A 20,088-nucleotide genomic window follows, 5' to 3' on the forward strand; every position below is an offset into this window, starting at 1 on the left:
TAGGCGTCTCGGTCTCCATTGGCCACCCGAACTTCCCAACAATTGGCTATTTGTCCCGCGCCAGTGCAGGGCTAACGTAGCGCTACACCCAATTGTTCAGGAGTTCATCATGCAACCGCGTATCGATTTCTATGCCGCCTCCCCTGATGCCTATAAAGCCATGCTGGGCCTGGAGAACGCGGTCTCTAAACTGGGCCTGGAAAAGTCCTTGATCGAATTGGTCAAGCTGCGCTCTTCGCAAATCAATGGCTGCGCGTACTGCATCGACATGCACACCGCCGATGCGCGCAAGGACGGCGAGACCGAGCGGCGTTTATATGCCGTGACCGCCTGGCGCGAGACGCCGTTCTTCACCGGTCGTGAGCGCGCCGCGCTGGCCTGGACCGAAGCCCTGACGCGCCTGAGCGAGACCCACGCGCCCGACGCCGACTACGAACTGCTGAACGAGCACTTCACGCCCAAGGAAATGGTCGACCTGACCGTGGCGATCAACGCCATCAACGGTTGGAACCGGCTGGCGGTGGGCTTCCGGAAAATGCCCGAGGCTTAAGAAGTCAGATCAGTACCTGTGCGAGCTTGCTCGCGATGGCGGTTAGTCAGTTTCAGAAGTGTTGGCTGACCCACCGCTATCGCGAGCAGGCTCGCTCCCACAGTTTTTTCGATGTCAGGGTGCGCGCGACCAGCTGTTAATATGCCGGCCTGTTTTCCAACCGGCCCACAGCCATGCTCCTTCACGCCCTCGACTGGCACCCCCAGCCTCGCCTCGAACCCCTTCACCTGGACTGGCTCGCCGATGCTGGCGTCGAGGTGGCGGTGTTGCGCCTGGACCGGATCGATTCGCTGATCAGTGGCAACAAGTGGTTCAAGCTGCTCCATCATCTGCGTGGCGCCCATGCGTCAGGTGCGGAGGGGATCATCAGCCTTGGCGGCGCCTACTCCAATCACCTGCACGCGTTGGCGGCGGCGGGCCAACGATTCGGTTTCCCAACGGTGGGACTGCTGCGTGGCCATCTTCAGGAAACGCCGACGGTACTCGACTTGAAAGCGTTCGGCATGACGCTGCACTGGTTGGGTTATGAAGGGTATCGAAGGCGCCATGATGCGGATTTCTGGACGCCCTGGCAGGCGCAATATCCGCAGTTGTGGCCGATCCCTGAAGGCGGCTCGGGGTTGCCTGGCGCGCAGGGCTGCATGATCTGGGAGACCAGCGTTCGCGATCAATTGGCGGGTTTGGGGTGGAGCGATTATCACGGGTGGTGGCTGGCGTGCGGCACTGGAACGTCGTTGGCCGGCCTGGTGCTGGCGGAGGCGGGAAGGCGTCCGGTCCATGGCGTCCTGGCGGTCCCCGAAAGCCACGGCGTGAAGCAGCAAGTCGAAGGCATCGTGAAAGAGGCGGGGTTGGGCAATCCGCTTTATGAACTGATTGACGGCAGTCGTGGCGGATTTGCCCGGGTTGACGAAGGGCTCACAGCCTTCATCGAAACCACCGCGCAGATCGAGCTGGAGCCGTTGTATACCGGTAAGGCACTGTTGCTGCTCAAGGCTCGGGTCGAGGCCGGGCAGTTTGCCGCCGGCACTCGGCTGATCTTTGTCCACACCGGCGGCTTGCAAGGCCGCCGGGGATTCCAGTGACTGTCTTCAGCCGCGCTTGGGCATCATCCGCAGCAACGTGTTATCGCGCACCACGTAGTGGTGATACAGCCCCGCCAGCGCATGCAGGCCAATCAACCAATAGCCAATGGTGCCGCCGAGCACATGCCAGCCTTCCACTTGCTTGGCCAACGCCTTGTCCGGTTCGACAAGCAGTGGCAAATCAAATCCGTAGAACATCACTTGGTGTCCTTCGGCGCTGGTGATCAACCAGCCCAGCAGAGGCATCGCGATCATGAACAGGTACAACGCCCAGTGCATCAGGCGCGCCAGGAATGTTTGCCATGCGGGCGAAGCCGGGAAAATCGCCGGGGCCTTGCCCATGCTGCGAGCAAACAGGCGTAGCCATACCAACACGAACACGGTCAGGCCCAGCATGAAATGCGCTTCCTTGATCAGCGTTCGGCCGCCGCTGCCCTTGGGGAAAATGCCTCGGAACTCAATGCAGGCATAAACCACTGCCAACAGCACCAGCATCAGCCAATGCAAGGTGACCGTGACGGTACTGTAACGGTTTGCGGAATTTTTCCAGGGCATGCGGGTATCTCCAGCCATCAGGGTAAAGCGCTGTCTAGAGCAGCGTTGTGCTTGCACTTTAAGCCCGTTTCGCTGGGTTTGCATGAGCCAGATCAGGTTGCGTCGATGAATTTATGATCCGCTCGCGAAATGCTCTCGCCATGCAGCCGGCGGGAACCCATTTTTCCGGCCAGCTCATGGGCTTTCTCAAGGGGTGATGTCTGGTGGGTTCAAGAGCCACTCGAACAATAAACCCGTATTGTCGTTGCTCGGCGCCAAGGGGCGGGGCGACGTGGGGCCACCATTGCCCGGGCCGGGCTCGAGCAATCCCACGCAAAGGACCGGTCGGTCGGGATCGCCGTCGAGGAAGCTCACCAGCACCTCGCTACCGGCCAGCAACGAAGGGTGATCGCCGGGCGTCAGGCACGACACGGGCAGCGCAATGCCTTCGTCGTCGCGGTTCCAGAGGCTGACCATGACCCGGCCCTGTAGGTCGGATGTCGCGGCCTGGCCAGGCGGACCGAGTACATAGGCGAGGTGATTGCCAGGTACGCATGGCTTGGGATGCACGAGGAGCGGTCGGTACACGGAGGACCAAGGAATCGCGCAGAACTGATTGCGGTAGTCCTTTGCCGCGGGTGGGGTTGGCAGGTTCGTTTCAAGAATCGAAAATTGTCGCCCGCGATGCCGAACCTCGGTAATCAGCCATTGGTCGTTGAACGTCGATACCGGGTGCCCATCGATCCGCGCGATATGACCGCTGCGCAGGGCCGGCGAGAGGGTGTGCCCATGGATCTCTCGTTTTCGGTAGCGCAACCGTTCCAGATGCCGCCGGCCTGCCTGGAAACGGTGAATCCGTGTCGGGTCGTCACGCTTTCTTTCGTGCGCCGCCTCGGATGCGGGGTTCGCGGTGTCGGCCGTTTCGGCCGCTGCACGATCGCGAAATCCGTGGGGCGGACCTGGAGGTATTGAATGGTGGCGTTGATACAACCGCGTAATGGCGCCGACTTTATCCGCCTCCATCAGGAGTTCAACCGCCTGTACGGGAAAGCTCTTCGGATCCTCGGCAAATACCATGACGTGACCCAGGGGGCTGTGTTCGAAGTGGTAATGAATGCCTTCTTCTTCGCATAGCCGCTGCAGCAGCGTCAGGTCGCTTTCCTCGTACTGGATACAAAATGGCCGACACGGGTAATGTCCATTTGGCAGTTCGAAGCGATAGCTGAGGGCGGGAATTGCGTTTTCTTCCAGCAGGCGCTGCAGGATCTGCACAACGGTGAGCCGATGAAAAACTCGACGTCGCAGTCCTTGTTCCAGTTGCTGGATGTACGGCACCAGCGTCAGCCGGTAGCCGACGCGGTGCGCAGCCTCGGCGCTCAGGCTCACGCTGTGCACGATCCCGTGTATGCCGGACTCACCGTCCAGGCGCAGGAAGGCCGCTTGGCCCAATAACGCGTCGGGACTGATCGGCGGCTCCTGGCCAATCAGGTCGAGGTCGAAGCGGTACGGCTGATTGAGGGCTTCCCGGCCGTTGAGCCCCAGGACATGCAGGCGCATGTCGCTTTGCATGATCGTCAGGCTGAAGGGATTTTCCATATCGTTGCGCATTGCCGCCCATATTTTCACGGAGAGAAGTGCGAAGGGTACGAAACCCCAGCGTATGACGCCGTGCCCGAATCGCTATTTCGGAAACGCCCTACAGCATGTAGTGAAAATGTCGATGAAGCGGGAACGATTTTTTGGTCGATCAGCTGGTTGTGGGCGTATAAACTTGCGCCACAGCGCCGGCCGGCAGATGTCTCGGCGCGTCAGACAAGAGAGTGAGTAATGGGCGCACAGTGGAAGGTTAAACACAAAGAAGCGGCTGCCAACGCCAAGGGCAAGATCTTCGGCAAGCTGGTGAAGGAAATCACCATTGCCGCGCGCAACGGCGCCGATGTCGCGACCAACGCGCACTTGCGGCTGGTGGTCGAGCAGGCGAAAAAGGCCTCGATGCCCCGCGAGACCCTGGAACGTGCGATCAAGAAGGGTTCCGGCCAGCTTGGCGAGACCGTGCAATACCATCGTGTCACCTACGAAGGTTTTGCGCCCCATCAGGTGCCGCTGATCGTTGAGTGCGTCACCGACAACATCAACCGTACCGTCGCCGAGATCCGCGTCGCGTTCCGCAAGGGCCAACTTGGCGCTTCGGGCTCGGTGGCCTGGGATTTCAATCACGTCGGCATGATCGAGGCCGCCCCGGACAGCCCGGACGCGGATCCGGAAATGGCCGCCATCGAGGCCGGAGCCCAGGATTTCGAACCCGGCGAGGACGGTGCGACGCTGTTCATCACCGAGCCTGCCGATCTCGACGCCGTACAAAAGGCGTTGCCGGAGCAGGGCTTCACGGTGTTGTCCGCCAAATTGGGCTATCAGCCGAAAAACCCGGTCAGCGGCCTGACCGATGAGCAGATGGCTGAAGTCGAGGCCTTCCTCGAAGGCCTCGACAACCATGACGACGTGCAGGACATGTTTGTCGGCTTGGCGGGTTAAACCCTCGTCCTGACGTAACGCTGTTCACTTAAGGTCGTCCAACCACCTGTGGCGAAGGAGCTTGCTCCCGCTGGGTCGCGAAGCGGCCCCAAAACTGCCGAATGTGGAGCTTTAGATACACCGCATTCGCCGGTTTTACGGCTGCTTCGCAGCCGAGCGGGAGCAAGCTCCCTCGCCACGGTCGTCCAGAAAGTCTTCAATCTCGTCAAACCCGGGCCGCGCCAGCACATCCGGCTGACAGCAGCGCGCCTCCAGGTCTTGCAGTCGTGCAAGGTCCTCGGTACCCAGCGCCGGATCGATCCGCGCAAGCAGTTCTCCCAGCAGAATCCCGAAGGCCCGCACCTCGATGCGTTGCAACGCGCGTGTCTGCCTGTCATCAACCGTGGCATGGAAAGACGCCGCGCCAAAATCCCCCAGCAGGCAATCGCCTTGGTCATTGCAGAGGATATTGTGGCCATACAGATCCCCATGGGTAAGGCCTTGCCGATGCAGATGACCCGCCACACAGGCAATGCCCCGGGCGATGCGCATGGCCACGTCGGCGCCCAGGCGCAGTTCATCGGCATACACGTCGCGCGTACAGGATTCCAGGCTCGGCAACCCGGCCAGGTTGCGGTATTCGGGTCCGATCAAGGCCATCACCAGTCCGGCCTGTTGCTCAGGGTGACCGGCAACCTGGCCCAACACTTCGATCAGGTTTGCATGCTTACCGGCGGTGATGCACGCATGCATCTCATGCAACGGCGAGCCGTCGCTGGTCATCTGGCCTTTGTAGAGCTTGACCGCGACGTTGCGCCCGGCCTGGCCCGGCGGTTGCCACAGTGCTTGATGGATCACGCCCGAAGCGCCTTCGCCCAATGAGGCTTGCAAGCTCAGTTGCGACCAGTCGATCGGCGTCGCGATATGCAGCGCCCGGGCGTCGGCTTCCGCTTCCAGTGGGTTGCCGGCGTAGGCCAGCCAACTGAGCCTTGGCAGTTCCAACAACCACGACGGCAGCTCGGCCAACTGATTGGCGGAAACACGCAGCAATTCGAGGCGATGACACTGGGCCAGGCTCTCCGGCAACGCGCGCAGGCGATTACCGGCCAGCATCAGTTTTTGCAGATGCGGGCGTTGGCCCAGCTCCGCCGGCAGTTGGCTGATGCGGTTATCGGTCAGGATCAGCCAGCGCAGCAGCGGCGGCAACGCCGCACCGGTGACGCGTTCGATTTGGTTGGCCTTGAAGCCGACCATGGTCAATGCGCTGCAACGGCCCAGGCATTCGGGCAGTTCGGTGAAGTGATTATCCGAGCAGAACAGCACCCTCAGGTGGGTCAGGCGGTGCAGATCGTCGGGCAACTTGTCGAGCTGGTTACCGCTCAGGTCGAGGATTTCCAGCGAGTCCGCCAGCTCGAAGATTTCCTGGGGGAACACCGTCAGGTCGCATGACAGCTTCAATCGGGTAATGCCCGATAGCTGGCTGGTTTGGAGTTGGGTGAGGGTGTGCATGGTGGAGGTCGCTGTCATCAAGGGGGCCGAGCGCCATAATGAAACCAGCGCAGGCCCGCATGATAAACAAAAAAGGCAGCGCCAGCGGTCCTAGCGCTCGATGCTGCGGTTCCACCGCGCGTTCCAGGCCGGACGTTGTTCGTTGACCTGATCCCAATCCACCGCAATCGCGGTTTCCAGGTATTTTTTCATTGCTTCCACCTGGCCGCGAGTCTTGTCGGTGGTCGGCGTGTTGGGGTTGGACGGGATCTGGTCGCCTTCTTCCAGGGCGATGGCCTGGGCTTCGGGGGTCAGCAGGAACGCGGCGAGTTTCTGTGCGAGTTCGGGTTCGCTGTTCTGGGCGACGGCGCATTCGGCGACGTTCAGCACCACCGCGCCTTCCTTCGGTTGCGCGTATTCGACCGGCATGCCCTTGAGTTTCAAGGCGGTGACTTGGGTCGGCGTCAGCGGGAACAGCGCCGCTTCATCCGTCTGCAACATTTCGGAGATTTTCGCCGAGCTGGGGATGTACTCCAGCACGTTACGCCCGACCGTGTTCGGCCACGCCTTGAAGCCCGGCTCGACATCGGTTTCGCTGCCGCCCTGGATCCGGTTGAACATCAGGAACCCGTGCAGGCCGAAGGTGGACGAGGCCATGGATTGGAATACCACTTTGTCCTTGAATCGCGGGTCGGCAAGGTCCATCCACGACGTCGGCGTGTTCCAGCCTTTTTCCTTGAACAGCCGCGTGTTGTAGGCCAGCCCGGTGACGCCGAGGCTGACGGCGACGGCCTGGTCCTTGATGCGCCCCTTGGCCGGAATCTGCGCCAACGGCGCGCTGTCTTGCAGCTTGTCGCACAGCCCCATGGCGATGGCGCGGTACATGATGCCGTCGTCCAGGAACATCACGTGCATCTGTGGGTTGCCCTTGCTGGCCTGGACCTTGGCGAGGATGTCGGCCGAAGTGCCCGGCACGATCACCACCTTGACGTTGTTGGCCTTTTCGAAAGCCGGCAAGACCTTGTCGGCGTACAACCGCTCCATGGTGCCGCCGTTCATGCCCAGGTAAAGCGTCGGCTCGGCCAACGCCTGGGTGACCGGGAGCAGGGCGCCCAGGCAAGCGGAACCCAGCGAGCAGAAACCGAACAGTGCACTGCGTTTGACGTTATTCATTGGCGCGACCTTCCTCTATCAAGCAACGGAGATGGAGTGGAACCGGGTGATGGAAAACGCATCCAGCGGCGTGGACGAAGCCCCGCTGCAGATGATTTCGGTGAGCGCGTGGCCCACCGCCGGGCCGATCTGGAAGCCCGCGCCGGCAAAGCCGAACGCATGCAACAGGCCGGGTTGGGTGCTGCTGGGGCCGATCACCGGCTGGCGATCGGGCAGGTAGCCTTCGGTGCCGCTCCAGGTGCGGATCGCCTGGGCGCCCTCCAGGAACGGGTAGAGTTCGACGGCCTGGCGCAGGATCTCGATGACCGCGTTCTGGCCTGGGCGGGCGCGGGCGTCGTCCAGCGCGAAACCCTGGCCGCCGCCCAATACGCAATTGCCCCGGGCGACTTGTCGCGCGTAGATGCCACCGCCCTCGACGCCGGTGCTGGCGTCCATCACCACCGGCAGCGGCTCGGTCACCAGCATCGCCGGGTGCCCGGCGTGCATCGGCACTGCTTCGCCGAACTGCGCGGCAAACCGGCTCGCCCAGGCGCCGGCGCAGTTCAGCAGCCACGGCGCGCGAAATTCGAGGCCGGTTTCGGTGCGCACGACAAAGCGCTGGCCGTCGTGCGTGACCTGGCTGACCGGGCACTGTTCGTGGACCTGCGCGCCGTGCCTGCGGGCCGCCTGGGCAAATGCCGGCGAGACCAGGCGCGGGTTGGCGTGACCGTCGTCCGGGCACAGCGAGGCGCCGACCGCGACGCTGCCGACCCACGGAAATCGCCTGCGCAATTCGTCGCGATCCAGCATCTGCAAATCGAGGCCAAAGCCCCGGCTGCTGGCGGCGTAGTCCTGCAAGGAACGCAAGTCATCGAGGCTGCGGGCCAGCTTCAGATGGCCGCTGCGCTGATACTCACCGTCGATGCCGATCAATTGCGGCAATTGCGCCCAGATCTCATGCGCCCGTTGCGACAGCGGCAGTTGCGACAACGGACGGCCCTGGCGCCGCACGCCGCCGTAATTCACGCCGCTGGAGTGCGAGCCACAGAAGTCCCGTTCCAGCAGCGCCACACGACGCCCGGCCTTGCTCAGGAACAACGCCGCCGAGGCGCCGACGATGCCGCCACCGATGATCACTGCATCGACCTCGATCATGGCTCGACCTCCAGGCCAAACGGCACCGGCTTGACCGGTGCCTGTGCCCGCAAGCGGCCAATTTCCCCGACGGCGCGGTCGCTTTCATGGGCGATGATTTCTGCTGCCGCGGCACCGCACATCCGCCCTTGACAGCGGCCCATGCCGACCCGGCAATGGGCCTTGACCCGGTTGATTTCCCAATGACCTTCCCGGACGACCTGGCGGATATCGCCGACGCTGACTTCTTCGCAGCGGCAAATCATCAGGTCGTCGGGAGCGACGCCGGCCCAGTCCTCGGGGAAGGCAAAGGCGCGCTCCAGGCCCTGGCGGAAATGGCCGATGCGGACGAGGGACTGTTCCAGCTGGGTGCAACGTTGCGGGTCGACTCGGTAGCCGAGGTCTTCGAGCAGCGCCAGGGCCGCTCGTTCACCCGCCATCTCGGCAGCGTCGGCACCCATGATTCCGGCGCCATCGCCGGCCAGGTAGACCCCGACTGAACTGCTGCGCCCGGCACTGTCGCGTTGCGGTAGCCAGGCGCGGTTGAGCGGGCTCCAGGCAAATTCGCAGCCCAGCAGATCGGCCAGTTGGGTTTCGCTGCGCAAGCCATGGGCGAAGGCGACCGCATCGCAATCGAGGGTGTGCTCGATTTTTTTGTTGCGCCATTTCAACGACTGCACCCGGCGCTCGCCCTCAATGCGCGCAAGGCTGGCACCTTGATGCACCGGGATTCCATGAGTCGTCAGCCAGGCGCGGTAATAAAGCCCCTTGGCGAGCGTGGCCGGTTGCGTGAGCAGACCGGGCAGGGCGCGGACCTGCGCGCTCAACGGCGAGCTGTCGAGCACGGCGACGACGTTGGCGCCGGCCTTGGCGTATTGGTAGGCGACCAGATAAAGCAGTGGTCCGCTGCCTGCGAACACCACACGTTCACCTACGGCGCAGCCTTGGAACTTCAGGGCGATCTGCGCCGCGCCCAGGCTGTAGACGCCTGGCAAGGTCCAGCCAGGAACAGGCAGGATCCGGTCGGTGGCCCCTGTTGCGACGATCACGCTGGCGTAATCCAGGCGAGCGGCGCGGCCCTCATGCAAGGTATCCAACTGACCGGCTTCGGCGTTCCAGACCAGCGTGTCGGGACGGTAATCGAGCTGCTTGCGCAATTCATCCAGAGTCTGGTGGATGGCGTTGGCCTTGGCTGCTTCGAAGCCATACAGCGTGTCCGCCGGCCGGGTGAAGTTCGCGGGCTGGCGCCGGTAAATCTGTCCGCCACCGCGCGCGGCTTCGTCCAGCAGGACCGGATAGAGGCCATGGGTGACCAGGGTTTGCGCAGCGCGGATACCCGCGGGGCCGGCGCCGATGATGACGATGGGTTTCATGGCAACCTCACCGGCAGCGGATTTTCGCTGCTGTCGAGGCCGCCTTCGCGAGCAAGCTCGCTCCCACATGGGATCTGTTGCGGATGCCGATTGCGCGTGCGCCACAGTTCCCCTGTGGGAGCGAGCTTGCTCGCGATGGGGCCATACCTGTCAAAGCCATTCATACCTGCCGCCCCGGTTCTCGGATGATCTGCTGGCCAGCTTCGAGCATCGTCGAGCAGGCGCGCACGCGGCGGCCGTCGCCCAGGCGGACCCAGCAATCCTGGCACGCGCCCATCAGGCAAAAGCCGGCACGGGGCTCGGCGCTGAAATCGCTGCCGCGCAAGTGTTCGCTGCAGGTCAGGACGGCGGTGAGCACGGTATCGCCGAGCAATCCCCTGGCGGGTTCGCCGTCGAGCAGGAAGTCCAGGGCCGGGCGGTCGCTTTCGGCCAGTCGTTTCAGCAGAGCCATGGCGCCCTCATTGTTTGCCTACCAGGACCCGATCCAGGCCATACACCCGGTCGAGCAGAATCATGGTCAGCGCGGTGAGCGCAATGACCAGCGCCGACACCGCCGCCATCATCGGGTCGATGGATTCGGTGGCGTAGACGTACATGCGTACCGGCAGGGTTTGCGTGGCCGGCGAGGTGACAAAAATCGACAGCGTGACTTCATCGAAACTGTTGATGAACGCCAGCAGCCAGCCTCCGGCCACGCCGGGCAAAATCATCGGCAAGGTGATCTGCCGGAACAGGGTGAAACGACCGGCTCCCAAGGATTGCGCGGCTTGCTCGGCGCTGCGGTCCAGGCCGATGGCCGAGGCCAGTACCAGTCGCAGCACATACGGCGTGATCACCAACACATGGGCGAAGATCAGCCAACTGAAGTTGCCGTTCACGCCCATCAGCGCGAACAGCCGCAGCAGCGCGACGCCCAGCACGAGGTGCGGAATGATGATCGGCGACAGGAACAGGCCGTTGAAAAAATCCCGGCCAGGAAACTCCAGCCGAGTGATCGCCAGCGCCGCCGGCACCGCGATCAGCGTCGCCAGCGAGGCCGCGCTGAACGCCAGGATCAGACTGTTGTAGAACGCATCGACAAAGTCCGCGCGCTCGAACACGGCACGGAACCAGCGCAGGGAGAATTCCGTCGTGGGCAGGCTCAAGGTGTTTTCCGGCGTGAAGGCGACCAGGCAGACCACCACCAGCGGCGCCAGCATGAACACCACTACCAAGGCATGGAACAACAGGGCGAAAGGACCGTTCCTGGACATGAAGAATTACCCCAATGACTTCTTGTAGCGGCCTTCGATCATGCGGTTCCACGACAGCATGATCAGCAGGTTGAGCAGCAACAGCGCGACGGCAATGGCAGCACCCATGGGCCAGTTGAGTTCCGACAGGTATTGGTCGTAGATCAGCGTGGCGACCATTTTCAAGCGCCGGCCGCCGAGCAGGCCGGGGATGGCGAACGAACTGGCGGCGAGGCCGAACACGATCAGCGTGCCGGACAGCACGCCCGGCATGATCTGTGGCAGCACCACCTTACGGATCACCGTGATCTGGCTCGCACCCAGGGAAAGGGCGGCCTGTTCGGCGGCCGGGTCGAGTTTTTGCAGCGAGGTCCACACCGGAATGATCATGAACGGCAGCATCACATGCACCAGGGCGATGACGACCGCGAACGGCGTATAGAGCAGCTTCATCGGTGAGCCGCCGAGGGCTTGCAGCGTCTGGTTGACCAGGCCGTCGGCGCCGAGCAGCAGGCTCCAGCCGAACGCTCGCACCACCACCGAAATCAGCAACGGCGTGAGGATCAGGATCAGGAAGATCGAACGCCACGGCGCGCCCATCCGACTCAGGATGTAGGCCTCGGGTACGCCGATCACCACGCACAGCAGCGTGGTCAGGGCGCTGATCCAGAAGGTGCGCAGGAAGATTTCATAGAAGTACGGATCGCCCAGCAGGCTGGTGTAGTGCTCGAAGGTGTAGGCGTCGCCGTTGATGCCCGAGCCGTAGTCGAAGACGTTGAACGACAGCACCAGCGTCAGGCCGAGGGGAATCACCAGCAGACCCAGGTACAAGGCCAGGGCCGGGGCCGACATCCAATAGCCTTGGCGGCCACGCTTCATGGCGTCGATCAGCTTCATGCCGACACCTCATCCACGCTCAACACCCGCAGCAACGCCGGGTCCCAGTCGAGGCCGACGGCGGTGCCTTCGGCCAGGGGCGCCGAACCATCGTTGCGCCGTACCACGCTGAGTTCGCCCAGGTTTGTAGAGACCCCATACAACCACTGGCTGCCAAGGAAGAACCGGTTGGTGACGGTGCCTTGCAGCCGTCCCGAGCCGGGGGCGCACAGGTCGATTTTCTCCGGGCGCAGGCTCAGGGTCAGTTCGCCTTTGCCGGTGCTGCTGGCTTGCACGATTCCGGCGCTGTCACGTTCGCCGGGTAGCAGGTTGGCCTTGCCGACGAAGCCGGAAATGAACTCGGTGCGCGGGTGTTCGTAAAGGGTGTAGGGCGCGTCGATCTGGGTGATACGGCCGGCCTGCATGACCACGACGCGATCGCTGATCGACAGCGCCTCGGATTGGTCATGGGTAACCATCAGCGTGGTGATGCCGACTTCGCGTTGGATGCGGCGGATTTCGAACTGCATTTCTTCGCGCAGGTTGGCGTCGAGGTTGGACAGGGGCTCGTCGAGCAGCAGCACCGGCGGCTCGATCACCAGCGCGCGGGCCAGTGCCACGCGCTGGCGTTGGCCGCCTGAAAGCTCTCGTGGGTAACGCTCGGCGTGCCGGTCCAGGCGTACCAGCTTGAGCACGCGATCGACCCGGGACTGCAGCTCGACGTTGGGCACTTTGCGCATGCGCAAGCCGAAGGCGATGTTGTCCTTGACGGTCATGTGGGGAAACAGCGCGTAACTCTGGAACACCACGCCCAAGCCGCGGCTGGCGGGCTTGGCGTGGGTGATGTCGCGCCCGTCCAGCAGGATGCGGCCGCTGCTGGCTTCGACGAAGCCGGCGATCATTTGCAACGTCGTGGTCTTGCCGCAACCGGACGGCCCCAGCAGCGAGACGAACTCACCTTTCTTCACCGAGAGGTTGGTGGCGACCACGGCGTCCAGGTCGCCATAACGTTTGCTCAAGTCTTCAAGTTGCACGAAAGCCATGACTGCGCTCCACCTGAGATTGTTATGCGTCGCCGCGAGGCGCGCTTTTTTGTATGGGCAGATACGAAAGGATGTCGCGGGGTGCGTTGGCGCTCGACTTCAAGTCGGCTGCCGCTGTTGTTCGAATCGCCCCTGATGGACGCAGAGTAGGACGAAGAATAGGATGGGCTCAATGGACTATTTCACTGAAGCGATGACTATTTTCAGTTTCATTCGGTGAGTAAATAACTGAGTAGAAATTTTTATGCCTGATTCCATTGAGCGGAATACTGAAAAAAACGAAGTGGGGGTTGGCTCGGTCTCCCGGTTGTTTGCCGTGCTGCGCAGCCTGGGCGAGACCGCTGAAGGGGGCGAGCGCGTCACGCAACTGGCCCAGCGTATCGGCCTGTCCCAGCCCACCACGCACCGCTTGCTGCGCAACCTGATGGACGAAGGCATGGTCGAGCAGGATGCGCGCAGCAAACGCTATCGCCTGAGCCTGGATTTCTTCGCCCTGGCCGCTCGCGCTGGCAACACCGGCAACCTGCGGGAACTGGCCAGGCCGGCGATGTTGCGGTTGTCGGCGTCCCTGGGGGATTCGCTATTCTTGCTGGCCCGTTGCGGTTTCGATGCGATCTGCCTGGACCGCAGTGAAGGTCCGTTTCCGATCCGCACCTTCACCGGTGATATCGGCGGTCGAGTGGCCTTGGGCGTGGGGCAGGGCAGCCTGGCGATCCTCGCGTTCCTGCCGGAGGAAGAGCGCGACACGGTGATTCAATACAACTTGCCGCGACTCAAGGATTTCCATCTCTACGATGAAGTCTTCCTGCGCACGGAAGTGGAGAACGTCCGCGCGCTGGGCTATGCCGGGCGCAACACTGGGGTGTTGCAGGGCATGGCCGGGGTGGCGGTGCCCATACTCGATCGTGAAGGACGGGCCGTGGCTGCCCTGAGCGTGGCGACGATCAGCGACCGGCTCGGGCCGGATCGCCTGCCGACCGTGGTGGAAATGCTCAAGCGCGAAGCTGCCCTGATCGGACCGCGAATCAACCCGTTCGACCCGGTTCTGCGCAGGCCTTCGCAGGTGTTCAGGCAGGGGTGAGAAGGCCACATGAATTGGCGCGAACCCCCGTGGGAGCGGGCTTGCTCGCGAAGGCGGTGAGTCAGCTTGCATCAATGTTGAATGTGCCGCCGCGTTCGCGAGCAAGCCCGCTCCCACAGGAGGAATTGCCTTCACAGAAGAGGGGGGGCGTCAGAAATTCAAGGTTTGCTTGAGCTTCTGCGCCGTCGGCGTATCACTGGGGATGACCATCGCATAGTTGTACCCAGGCCCGGACCAGTACTCGGCTTGCAGTTCGCCGTCGCGCCGGCTGCCACGGGGCAGCAGGAAATTCCTTGGACCCGGTGGGCGAATATAGAAGCTGATCTTCTGGCCGCTCGGATCCTGATAGACCACCATCGCCGCCGCGCCTTGTTCAGTGCTGAGCAATCGTCCGCTGACCGGCTTGAAGCCCGCCGCCGAAAGGTCCGGCAAACGGTCGGCCTGGGTGAAGTAACGGTCGAGCCAGCCTTGCATGCTGTGTTCGTCGCCCGTCTGGTAATCGGCCGGGAGCACGCCTTGCTGGGCAATCAGCCGGTACGCCTGCAATGCATCAGCCATGGGCGCTGCAGCGCTGAGCAGGGTTATTTGCCGGGCCTGCCAACCGCCCAATCCACCGACACCGACGGCCAGCATCAAGACCGCTGCGCTGGCGAGATGCCGACGCGAACGATGTTTCATGCGTTGTCGGATGACGGTCGGGTCGAGGCTCGGATTAAGCGGTTGCTGCAAGGTTGCGCTCAAGGTTGCGCGCAAATGCTGCGCATCTTGCTGCCAAGCTCGCACACGCTTGGCGACGGCGGGGTGGCTGGCCAGGTAGGTTTCCACCTGGCGCCGGTCGGCTTCGCTCAGTTGGTGATCGACGTAGGCGTGCAGATCGTTGTCACTGGGGGGCATGCTGATCATTTGAGTATCCGCAGGGCAGGGCGGGCGATTTCGCCTTCGCTGAGTTGGCGCAACGCCTGGCGCGCACGGGACAGGCGCGACATCACGGTTCCGGTCGGCACGTCGAGGATGTCGGCGACTTGCTGGTAGCTCAGGCCTTCCACGGAGACCCACAGCAGCAGCGCGCGCTGTTCGGCAGGCAGTTGATCGAAAGCCTGGAGGGACGATTGGGCAATGACGCTGCGCTCGGCGGACGGGTGTGCATCGTCGCGCCCGGTGAAGAATTCCAACATGCGCGCGTACCGCCGGGAACGGCGATGGGCATCGAGAAATTGCCGGTAAAGAATCGAAAACAGCCAGGCCCGCAGATCGCCTTCCGGGCGTTTGTCGTTCCATTTCGACAAGGCCCGTTCCAGGCAGGCCTGAACCAGGTCATCGGCATTGCTGGGATTGCGCGTCAGCGACACGGCAAAACGTCTAAGCCGCGGGATGAGCAGGCGCAACTGGTCGTCGAGTTCGTTCATGGGGGCATGGCTTCGTGGGTCCGTGGGTCCGTCGCTGCTTGTGACTGGAAAGACGATCCTGGATCGAGATTATTCCAGCGTAGGAAAAATAAATACGACGCGAGGGAATAAACCCATCGTGCTTTCGTCTGACGGGTCCTTTCCACAAATGGCCCTGTGCCTCGGAGTCTCCTATGGTTGACCCTTCTCCTGAACGTCGGCCGCCGCTGAGCGCCGCCAGCCTGACATTGCGCCTGACGGGCATTGCCGTCGTCGTTGCGGCGCTGGCCGGAGCATTTGCCTACGTCAACGGCACCCTCGACCCGCATCGCCTGACGCCCAAGGCGTTGGTCAATGTCCTGGAAACAAACAACGGAGTTCATGCGGGTTTCCGGCGCAATCACTCCAAAGGTGTCTGCGTCGCCGGTTACTTTGAAAGCAGCGGCGAGGCGCGCGCCTATTCCAGCGCGCAGGTGTTCAACGATGCGCGGACTCCGGTGGTCGGGCGTTTTGCGCTGCCCAGCGGCAATCCTTACGCACCGGACGGCAGTGTGCCGATCCGAAGCCTGGCATTGCGGTTCACCCAGGCCAATGGGCAGCAATGGCGCACTGGCATGAACAGCATGCCAGTGTTTCCGGTGGGGACGCCCGAGGCGTTCTATCAGTTGCAACAGGCTCAATCGCCAGATCCGACCACGGGCAAGCCGAACCCTGCAGCGGTGCCGGCATTTTTTGCCGCGCATCCCGAGGCGATGCCGTTCCTGCAATGGATCAAGACGGCCAAGCCATCGGCCAGCTACGCCACCGAAACCTACAACGGGATCAATGCGTTCTATCTGGTCAATCCTGCCGGGCAACGCCAGGCCGTGCGCTGGGGTGTGGTGCCGATGAGCCAGGATGCGGCGGACGCGACACCACCCCAAGGCGCCGATTTTCTTGAACAGGACCTGGGCAAACGCCTGGCGGCCGGTCCCTTGCGCTGGCGGCTGGACATCACCTTGGCCAACCCGGGCGATCCGGTCAACGACGCCAGCAAGGCCTGGCCCAGCGACCGCAAGGTGATCAACGCCGGTACCTTGGTATTGGAGAGCACCCAGGCCCAGGACAACGGCGAATGCCGTGACATCAACTACGACCCGCTGATCCTGCCCAGTGGTATCGAAGGCTCCGATGACCCGCTGCTGGCCGCGCGTTCGGCGGCCTATGCCAGTTCTTATCTGCGGCGTACCAGTGAAGTCAGCCAATTGCCCGCCACCCAGGAGTCTCGCCAATGAACGCGCCTCGACATTTCGCACCGTTGGCTCGGCTGCTGCATTGGCTGATGGCGTTGATGATCATCGCCATGCTGTTCATCGGCGCAGGCATGGTTGCCTCAGTGTCCGAGCGCCATGAATGGTTGCTCCAGTTGCACAAGCCCTTGGGCATTGCGATCCTGCTGTTGGTGATTGTCCGGCTGGTGGTGCGCTTTACCACGCGAACACCGCCATTGCCGGCCGACCTGCCGGGCTGGCAGGCATTGGCGGCCAAAGCTTCGCACGTCTTGCTGTACGCCTTGATGCTGGTCTTGCCGCTGTTGGGCTGGAGCATGATTTCGGCGGCGGGCGACCCGGTGATGCTCAGCGAATCGCTTCGCCTGCCTTCCATCCTGCCGGCGGATGCCCAGGCCTTTGCACTGCTGCGCAAGGCCCATGGCTACCTGGCCTATCTGCTGTTCCTGACCGTGCTGGTGCATCTGGCGGCGGCGCTGTTTCACGGGTGGGTGCGCCGGGATGAGGTGTTGGACAGTATGTTGCGTGGCAAGCGTTGATCCTGTGAACCTGCAACCCGTGGCGAGGGAGCGAGCTCCCTCGCCACAGGGGACGGGTGTTTGAGTGACCTCAGCGCAACTCGTCGACCATCGCCTCAATGGTGCTCAACACATCCTTGCCCAGTTGCATCGAGCGTTTGCCGGACCAGCCCGTGTGTGGGTTAGGGTGGTCGTTGTGGTCCTTGAATGGCATTTCCAGGGTCAGGGACAGGCAGTCGTATTTCTGGCCGACGGCGTTGCAGGCGAGGGTCATGTTGGCCTGGCCTGGTTCGTCACGTGTGTAGCCATAGGTCGTCTGGAAGTCCTTGGTCTGGTGTTTGAGGTGGCTGCGAAAACGCTCTTCGAGATCGGCAATCCGTGGCGTGTATCCCGGATTGCCTTCGCAACCGGCGGTGAAGACGTGGGGGATTTCTTCTTCGCCGTGAATGTCGAGGAACAGGTCGACGCCATATTTTTCCATCTGCTGTTGTACGAAAAATACCTCGGGGCTGATTTCCGGGTTGGCATTCTGCCAAGCCCGGTTCAGGTCCTGCCCCATCGCGTTCGTGCGCAGATGCCCGTGGAACGCGCCATCCGGATTCATGTTGGGGACCAGGTACAAATCAGCCTTGGCGAGCAAGCGGTTCAGTTGGGCGTCGTCCTGGTGCTGGAGGCGTTCGATGACCCCCTCCATGAACCATTCGGCCATGTGCTCGCCGGGATGCTGCTGCGCAATGATCCAGATCTTTCGGTGTCCCTCGGCACCGCTGCCCTTGCGCAGCAATGGAATGTCACGGCCTTCGACGCTCTTGCCGGTAGCCAACAGTTCGGTACCGGCCTTGTGCTGCGCTTGCTCGATCAGCCAGTCATGACGGCCCCGGCTGTAGGGTTCGAAATAGGCGAACCAGGCGTGAGGCTGTTCGGCTTCCAGATGAAAGCGCAGGGCATCGCCTTCGAATTGCGTAGGAATACGGAACCAGTTGACGTGGTCGTAGGACGCGACTGCCTGATAGCCGGTCCAGGCCTTGTTATAGGAAGACTGGCTGGCGTTGAGCAGGCGAAAGGAATATTCCTGGCCGACGTGCAAGCCGCTGGCCTTGAAGTGGAACCACTGGAAATGCGCGCTGCGGGTGTCAGGCCGAATCTTCAACAGCGATTGCAAGGGGTTGCTGATGTCTACGACTTCAATGTTGCCACTGTCGAAACTGGCGCTGATATCGAAGGAGGATTTAGCCACGGTCACGGTTCCTGCAGAGGATTTTTGTGCCGTTACTTTACACGCAAGGCGGGGTAAATCGGGACGATTTGCATCGATGACAAGAGGGGGCGCCCTCCCTGGACGCTGAAGCAGAGTAGAGTCTCGCTGGCCGATTCTCAAGTGCTGCCTGTCGCGGGTTTGTCAGCGGGATGGCGCAGGGACTTCTGCAGGCGGATGGGCATTTGCTATCATCGCCAACATTGAGATCAACACCCTCCAAAAGACTTCATTAGCCTGAAGCCATAAGCCGAAAATCGGCAAAAAAAAGACCCGGCAAAAAGCCGGGTCAAAAACCGTGATTAGCCTGATGAGGAGATATGCCAGAAGTCCGACCTAAGGTCTCCTGGCCTATCGACCGATCTCGCGATCAGTTGTTGCAATAATAATCATTATCATTTGCAAGTCAAATGATTTTATCGCATCGGTTGGAAAATTTTTTCCCGTGGCCCGCATTCGTGGCTCCATTCTGCGCGCAACGCTTAGCGAGTGGGGTAGCCGTCAAGGGATCGGTCGAGCATGACCTTGACCAGATCAATCATGTGCACGACAGAAAATGCCAGGTCACGGTTCGAACCGTTCAGTCTATTGGCAGATTCGTGGGCAGTGGCCGCAGCGCAGCGCAGCAGGTCGCAAGCATGGACCAAGGCTTCTTCGCCGCTGATGTTACGGTTCACGTCGAAAAAGCGCTGCTCGGCCTGGGCTGTTGCAACACCTGGTTTCAAGTAGTAATCCAAGGCGCGTTGGGCCGCCGGGCAATCCTGAAACGATGGGAATGCCGGGTCCAGGGAAGTGACGGGTTCGTGTTTGTTGGGCGTGTCCATGTGTCGAGTTACTCCGTGTGAGATGAAATCCTGTGCTCCCAGCTTAGTACGCAGCGTAATTGTGACGACAATTTAAATACTACAATTTGTGTTTTGATGGGCGTGGTCATCCACGTATCGTGCCGCTCATGGATAAATGGATAGAGTTGGTCAAGGCCAAGATGAAGGAGCTGCACATCACGCAAGTGGTGCTTGCAGAGCGTTTGGGGATGTCACAGGGCGGTATCGGCCATTGGCTGACCAAGCGCAGACAGCCCAGTCTTGAAGACATGAACCGGGTGCTGAAGGAACTGGGGCTCGAGTTTCTCGAAGTGGCCATGGTGATCCGCGAGCCGGACACCTCCACGGACGAGGGCATGGCCCTGGCGCAGAAGTACAACCCGTACTTCCGCTACCCGATCAGCGAATGGCACGACATCGGCACTGTTCGTGAAGGCGATCTCGCTGACTACGGACCGTCGCGCTATGAGTTGACGGACTACCACGCCCAGGGAGATGCGTTCTGGCTGGTGGTGGTGGGGGATGCGATGACCGCGCCGAGCGGGCTCAGTATCCCCGAGGGCATGTCGATCCTGGTTGATCCGGCGATCGAGGCGGTGCCCGGTAAACTGGTGATCGCCCAACTGCCTGGCAGCAGCGATGCGACCTTTCGCAAACTGATTGAAGAGAGCGGTCAGCTTTACCTGGTTCCGCTCAATCCTACTTACCCGAAAAGCTTGTACACCGAGCAATGCCGAATCATCGGCGTGGTCGTGCAGGCAACCATCAGGTTCTGAACCGGA

Annotated in this window: 21 protein-coding genes; 7 read left to right on the forward strand and 14 right to left on the reverse strand. The window is 61.9% G+C overall.

The annotated features are described in order from the left end of the window. Window positions 1–109 precede the first annotated feature (109 nt). Entirely contained in the window at window positions 110–550 is a 441-nt protein-coding gene (locus KSS97_RS10575; protein ID WP_198798268.1) for a carboxymuconolactone decarboxylase family protein, read from the forward strand. A gap of 173 nt (window positions 551–723) precedes the next feature. Beyond that, the gene (locus KSS97_RS10580) at window positions 724–1,632 is read left to right on the forward strand and encodes a 1-aminocyclopropane-1-carboxylate deaminase/D-cysteine desulfhydrase (RefSeq protein ID WP_217861597.1); all 909 of its coding nucleotides are present in this window, start codon (window positions 724–726) and stop codon (window positions 1,630–1,632) included. 6 nt (window positions 1,633–1,638) lie between these two features. Here the strand turns inward: KSS97_RS10580 and KSS97_RS10585 are convergent, their stop codons facing one another. Together KSS97_RS10585 and KSS97_RS10590 are read right to left on the reverse strand one after the other, a co-directional pair. Beyond that, entirely contained in the window at window positions 1,639–2,187 is a 549-nt protein-coding gene (locus KSS97_RS10585) for a cytochrome b (RefSeq protein WP_030140049.1), read from the reverse strand. A 186-nt stretch (window positions 2,188–2,373) separates the two neighbouring features. Next, window positions 2,374–3,774 carry a type VI secretion system Vgr family protein gene (locus KSS97_RS10590; protein ID WP_198798266.1) on the reverse strand — a complete coding sequence of 467 codons (1,401 nt, stop codon included), beginning with the start codon at window positions 3,772–3,774 and terminating at the stop codon, window positions 2,374–2,376. Between the two features lie 219 nt (window positions 3,775–3,993). Here KSS97_RS10590 and KSS97_RS10595 point away from each other — a divergent pair, with 219 nt between their 5' ends. Next, window positions 3,994–4,698, forward strand: coding sequence for a YebC/PmpR family DNA-binding transcriptional regulator (locus KSS97_RS10595; RefSeq protein ID WP_030140051.1), 705 nt, complete (start codon window positions 3,994–3,996; stop codon window positions 4,696–4,698). Window positions 4,699–4,833: 135 nt separating this feature from the next. On the opposite strand, the gene KSS97_RS10600 is transcribed toward KSS97_RS10595, so the two are convergent. The 8 genes from KSS97_RS10600 to KSS97_RS10635 form a co-directional block, all read right to left on the reverse strand. Then, a complete protein-coding gene (locus KSS97_RS10600; RefSeq protein WP_030140052.1) occupies window positions 4,834–6,186 on the reverse strand; it encodes a leucine-rich repeat-containing protein kinase family protein in 1,353 nt (450 codons plus the stop codon). Between the two features lie 90 nt (window positions 6,187–6,276). Continuing rightward, window positions 6,277–7,338: an ABC transporter substrate-binding protein gene (locus tag KSS97_RS10605; RefSeq protein ID WP_030140053.1), complete on the reverse strand. Its 1,062-nt coding sequence runs from the start codon at window positions 7,336–7,338 to the stop codon at window positions 6,277–6,279. A gap of 18 nt (window positions 7,339–7,356) precedes the next feature. Then, complete coding sequence (locus KSS97_RS10610; RefSeq protein WP_217861598.1) at window positions 7,357–8,472, reverse strand: NAD(P)/FAD-dependent oxidoreductase; 1,116 nt, start codon at window positions 8,470–8,472, stop codon at window positions 7,357–7,359. Beyond that, window positions 8,469–9,824 carry an FAD/NAD(P)-dependent oxidoreductase gene (locus KSS97_RS10615; RefSeq protein ID WP_030140055.1) on the reverse strand — a complete coding sequence of 452 codons (1,356 nt, stop codon included), beginning with the start codon at window positions 9,822–9,824 and terminating at the stop codon, window positions 8,469–8,471. Before KSS97_RS10615 ends, KSS97_RS10610 begins: the two co-directional genes overlap by 4 nt. Window positions 9,825–9,984: 160 nt before the next feature. Then, window positions 9,985–10,275, reverse strand: coding sequence for a (2Fe-2S)-binding protein (locus KSS97_RS10620; RefSeq protein ID WP_030140056.1), 291 nt, complete (start codon window positions 10,273–10,275; stop codon window positions 9,985–9,987). 7 nt (window positions 10,276–10,282) lie between these two features. Then, window positions 10,283–11,077: an ABC transporter permease gene (locus tag KSS97_RS10625; RefSeq protein ID WP_030140057.1), complete on the reverse strand. Its 795-nt coding sequence runs from the start codon at window positions 11,075–11,077 to the stop codon at window positions 10,283–10,285. A gap of 6 nt (window positions 11,078–11,083) precedes the next feature. Continuing rightward, entirely contained in the window at window positions 11,084–11,953 is an 870-nt protein-coding gene (locus KSS97_RS10630) for an ABC transporter permease (RefSeq protein WP_030140058.1), read from the reverse strand. Continuing rightward, window positions 11,950–12,975 (reverse strand): ABC transporter ATP-binding protein, encoded by a 1,026-nt coding sequence (locus KSS97_RS10635; RefSeq protein ID WP_217861599.1) that lies wholly within the window; start codon window positions 12,973–12,975, stop codon window positions 11,950–11,952. Before KSS97_RS10635 ends, KSS97_RS10630 begins: the two co-directional genes overlap by 4 nt. Window positions 12,976–13,219: 244 nt before the next feature. On the opposite strand from KSS97_RS10635, the gene KSS97_RS10640 reads away from it, so the two are divergent. Beyond that, window positions 13,220–14,056 carry an IclR family transcriptional regulator gene (locus KSS97_RS10640; protein ID WP_217861600.1) on the forward strand — a complete coding sequence of 279 codons (837 nt, stop codon included), beginning with the start codon at window positions 13,220–13,222 and terminating at the stop codon, window positions 14,054–14,056. A gap of 150 nt (window positions 14,057–14,206) precedes the next feature. On the opposite strand, the gene KSS97_RS10645 is transcribed toward KSS97_RS10640, so the two are convergent. Then, on the reverse strand, window positions 14,207–14,959 hold the full coding sequence (locus tag KSS97_RS10645; protein WP_217861601.1) for an anti-sigma factor family protein: 753 nt from the start codon (window positions 14,957–14,959) through the stop codon (window positions 14,207–14,209). Then, complete coding sequence (locus KSS97_RS10650; protein ID WP_030140063.1) at window positions 14,956–15,462, reverse strand: sigma-70 family RNA polymerase sigma factor; 507 nt, start codon at window positions 15,460–15,462, stop codon at window positions 14,956–14,958. Before KSS97_RS10650 ends, KSS97_RS10645 begins: the two co-directional genes overlap by 4 nt. Before the next feature lie 173 nt (window positions 15,463–15,635). Here KSS97_RS10650 and KSS97_RS10655 point away from each other — a divergent pair, with 173 nt between their 5' ends. Both KSS97_RS10655 and KSS97_RS10660 read left to right on the forward strand, forming a co-directional pair. Continuing rightward, on the forward strand, window positions 15,636–16,715 hold the full coding sequence (locus KSS97_RS10655; RefSeq protein ID WP_030140064.1) for a catalase family peroxidase: 1,080 nt from the start codon (window positions 15,636–15,638) through the stop codon (window positions 16,713–16,715). Further along, the gene (locus tag KSS97_RS10660; RefSeq protein ID WP_217861602.1) at window positions 16,712–17,248 is read left to right on the forward strand and encodes a cytochrome b; all 537 of its coding nucleotides are present in this window, start codon (window positions 16,712–16,714) and stop codon (window positions 17,246–17,248) included. The genes KSS97_RS10655 and KSS97_RS10660 overlap by 4 nt, the downstream gene beginning before the upstream one ends. A gap of 70 nt (window positions 17,249–17,318) precedes the next feature. Here the strand turns inward: KSS97_RS10660 and KSS97_RS10665 are convergent, their stop codons facing one another. Both KSS97_RS10665 and KSS97_RS10670 read right to left on the reverse strand, forming a co-directional pair. Next, complete coding sequence (locus KSS97_RS10665) at window positions 17,319–18,470, reverse strand: M14 family metallopeptidase (protein ID WP_217861603.1); 1,152 nt, start codon at window positions 18,468–18,470, stop codon at window positions 17,319–17,321. A 494-nt stretch (window positions 18,471–18,964) separates the two neighbouring features. Continuing rightward, window positions 18,965–19,306: a DUF6124 family protein gene (locus KSS97_RS10670; RefSeq protein WP_030140067.1), complete on the reverse strand. Its 342-nt coding sequence runs from the start codon at window positions 19,304–19,306 to the stop codon at window positions 18,965–18,967. Between the two features lie 128 nt (window positions 19,307–19,434). On the opposite strand from KSS97_RS10670, the gene KSS97_RS10675 reads away from it, so the two are divergent. Beyond that, a complete protein-coding gene (locus KSS97_RS10675; protein WP_030140068.1) occupies window positions 19,435–20,082 on the forward strand; it encodes a LexA family protein in 648 nt (215 codons plus the stop codon). Window positions 20,083–20,088 lie beyond the last annotated feature (6 nt).

This window comes from Pseudomonas alvandae (assembly GCF_019141525.1).
Taxonomy (GTDB): domain Bacteria; phylum Pseudomonadota; class Gammaproteobacteria; order Pseudomonadales; family Pseudomonadaceae; genus Aquipseudomonas; species Aquipseudomonas alvandae.

Coding starts and splice junctions, on each gene's coding strand:
- KSS97_RS10655 (WP_030140064.1), top strand. CDS start 15,636: ATGGTTGACCCTTCTCCTGAACGTCGGCCGCCGCTGAGCGCCGCCAGC.
- KSS97_RS10610 (WP_217861598.1), bottom strand. CDS start 8,472: ATGATCGAGGTCGATGCAGTGATCATCGGTGGCGGCATCGTCGGCGCC.
- KSS97_RS10635 (WP_217861599.1), bottom strand. CDS start 12,975: ATGGCTTTCGTGCAACTTGAAGACTTGAGCAAACGTTATGGCGACCTG.
- KSS97_RS10605 (WP_030140053.1), bottom strand. CDS start 7,338: ATGAATAACGTCAAACGCAGTGCACTGTTCGGTTTCTGCTCGCTGGGT.
- KSS97_RS10675 (WP_030140068.1), top strand. CDS start 19,435: ATGGATAAATGGATAGAGTTGGTCAAGGCCAAGATGAAGGAGCTGCAC.
- KSS97_RS10660 (WP_217861602.1), top strand. CDS start 16,712: ATGAACGCGCCTCGACATTTCGCACCGTTGGCTCGGCTGCTGCATTGG.
- KSS97_RS10575 (WP_198798268.1), top strand. CDS start 110: ATGCAACCGCGTATCGATTTCTATGCCGCCTCCCCTGATGCCTATAAA.
- KSS97_RS10645 (WP_217861601.1), bottom strand. CDS start 14,959: ATGATCAGCATGCCCCCCAGTGACAACGATCTGCACGCCTACGTCGAT.
- KSS97_RS10585 (WP_030140049.1), bottom strand. CDS start 2,187: ATGCCCTGGAAAAATTCCGCAAACCGTTACAGTACCGTCACGGTCACC.
- KSS97_RS10590 (WP_198798266.1), bottom strand. CDS start 3,774: ATGCGCAACGATATGGAAAATCCCTTCAGCCTGACGATCATGCAAAGC.
- KSS97_RS10615 (WP_030140055.1), bottom strand. CDS start 9,824: ATGAAACCCATCGTCATCATCGGCGCCGGCCCCGCGGGTATCCGCGCT.
- KSS97_RS10595 (WP_030140051.1), top strand. CDS start 3,994: ATGGGCGCACAGTGGAAGGTTAAACACAAAGAAGCGGCTGCCAACGCC.
- KSS97_RS10670 (WP_030140067.1), bottom strand. CDS start 19,306: ATGGACACGCCCAACAAACACGAACCCGTCACTTCCCTGGACCCGGCA.
- KSS97_RS10650 (WP_030140063.1), bottom strand. CDS start 15,462: ATGAACGAACTCGACGACCAGTTGCGCCTGCTCATCCCGCGGCTTAGA.
- KSS97_RS10640 (WP_217861600.1), top strand. CDS start 13,220: ATGCCTGATTCCATTGAGCGGAATACTGAAAAAAACGAAGTGGGGGTT.
- KSS97_RS10620 (WP_030140056.1), bottom strand. CDS start 10,275: ATGGCTCTGCTGAAACGACTGGCCGAAAGCGACCGCCCGGCCCTGGAC.
- KSS97_RS10600 (WP_030140052.1), bottom strand. CDS start 6,186: ATGCACACCCTCACCCAACTCCAAACCAGCCAGCTATCGGGCATTACC.
- KSS97_RS10625 (WP_030140057.1), bottom strand. CDS start 11,077: ATGTCCAGGAACGGTCCTTTCGCCCTGTTGTTCCATGCCTTGGTAGTG.
- KSS97_RS10630 (WP_030140058.1), bottom strand. CDS start 11,953: ATGAAGCTGATCGACGCCATGAAGCGTGGCCGCCAAGGCTATTGGATG.
- KSS97_RS10580 (WP_217861597.1), top strand. CDS start 724: ATGCTCCTTCACGCCCTCGACTGGCACCCCCAGCCTCGCCTCGAACCC.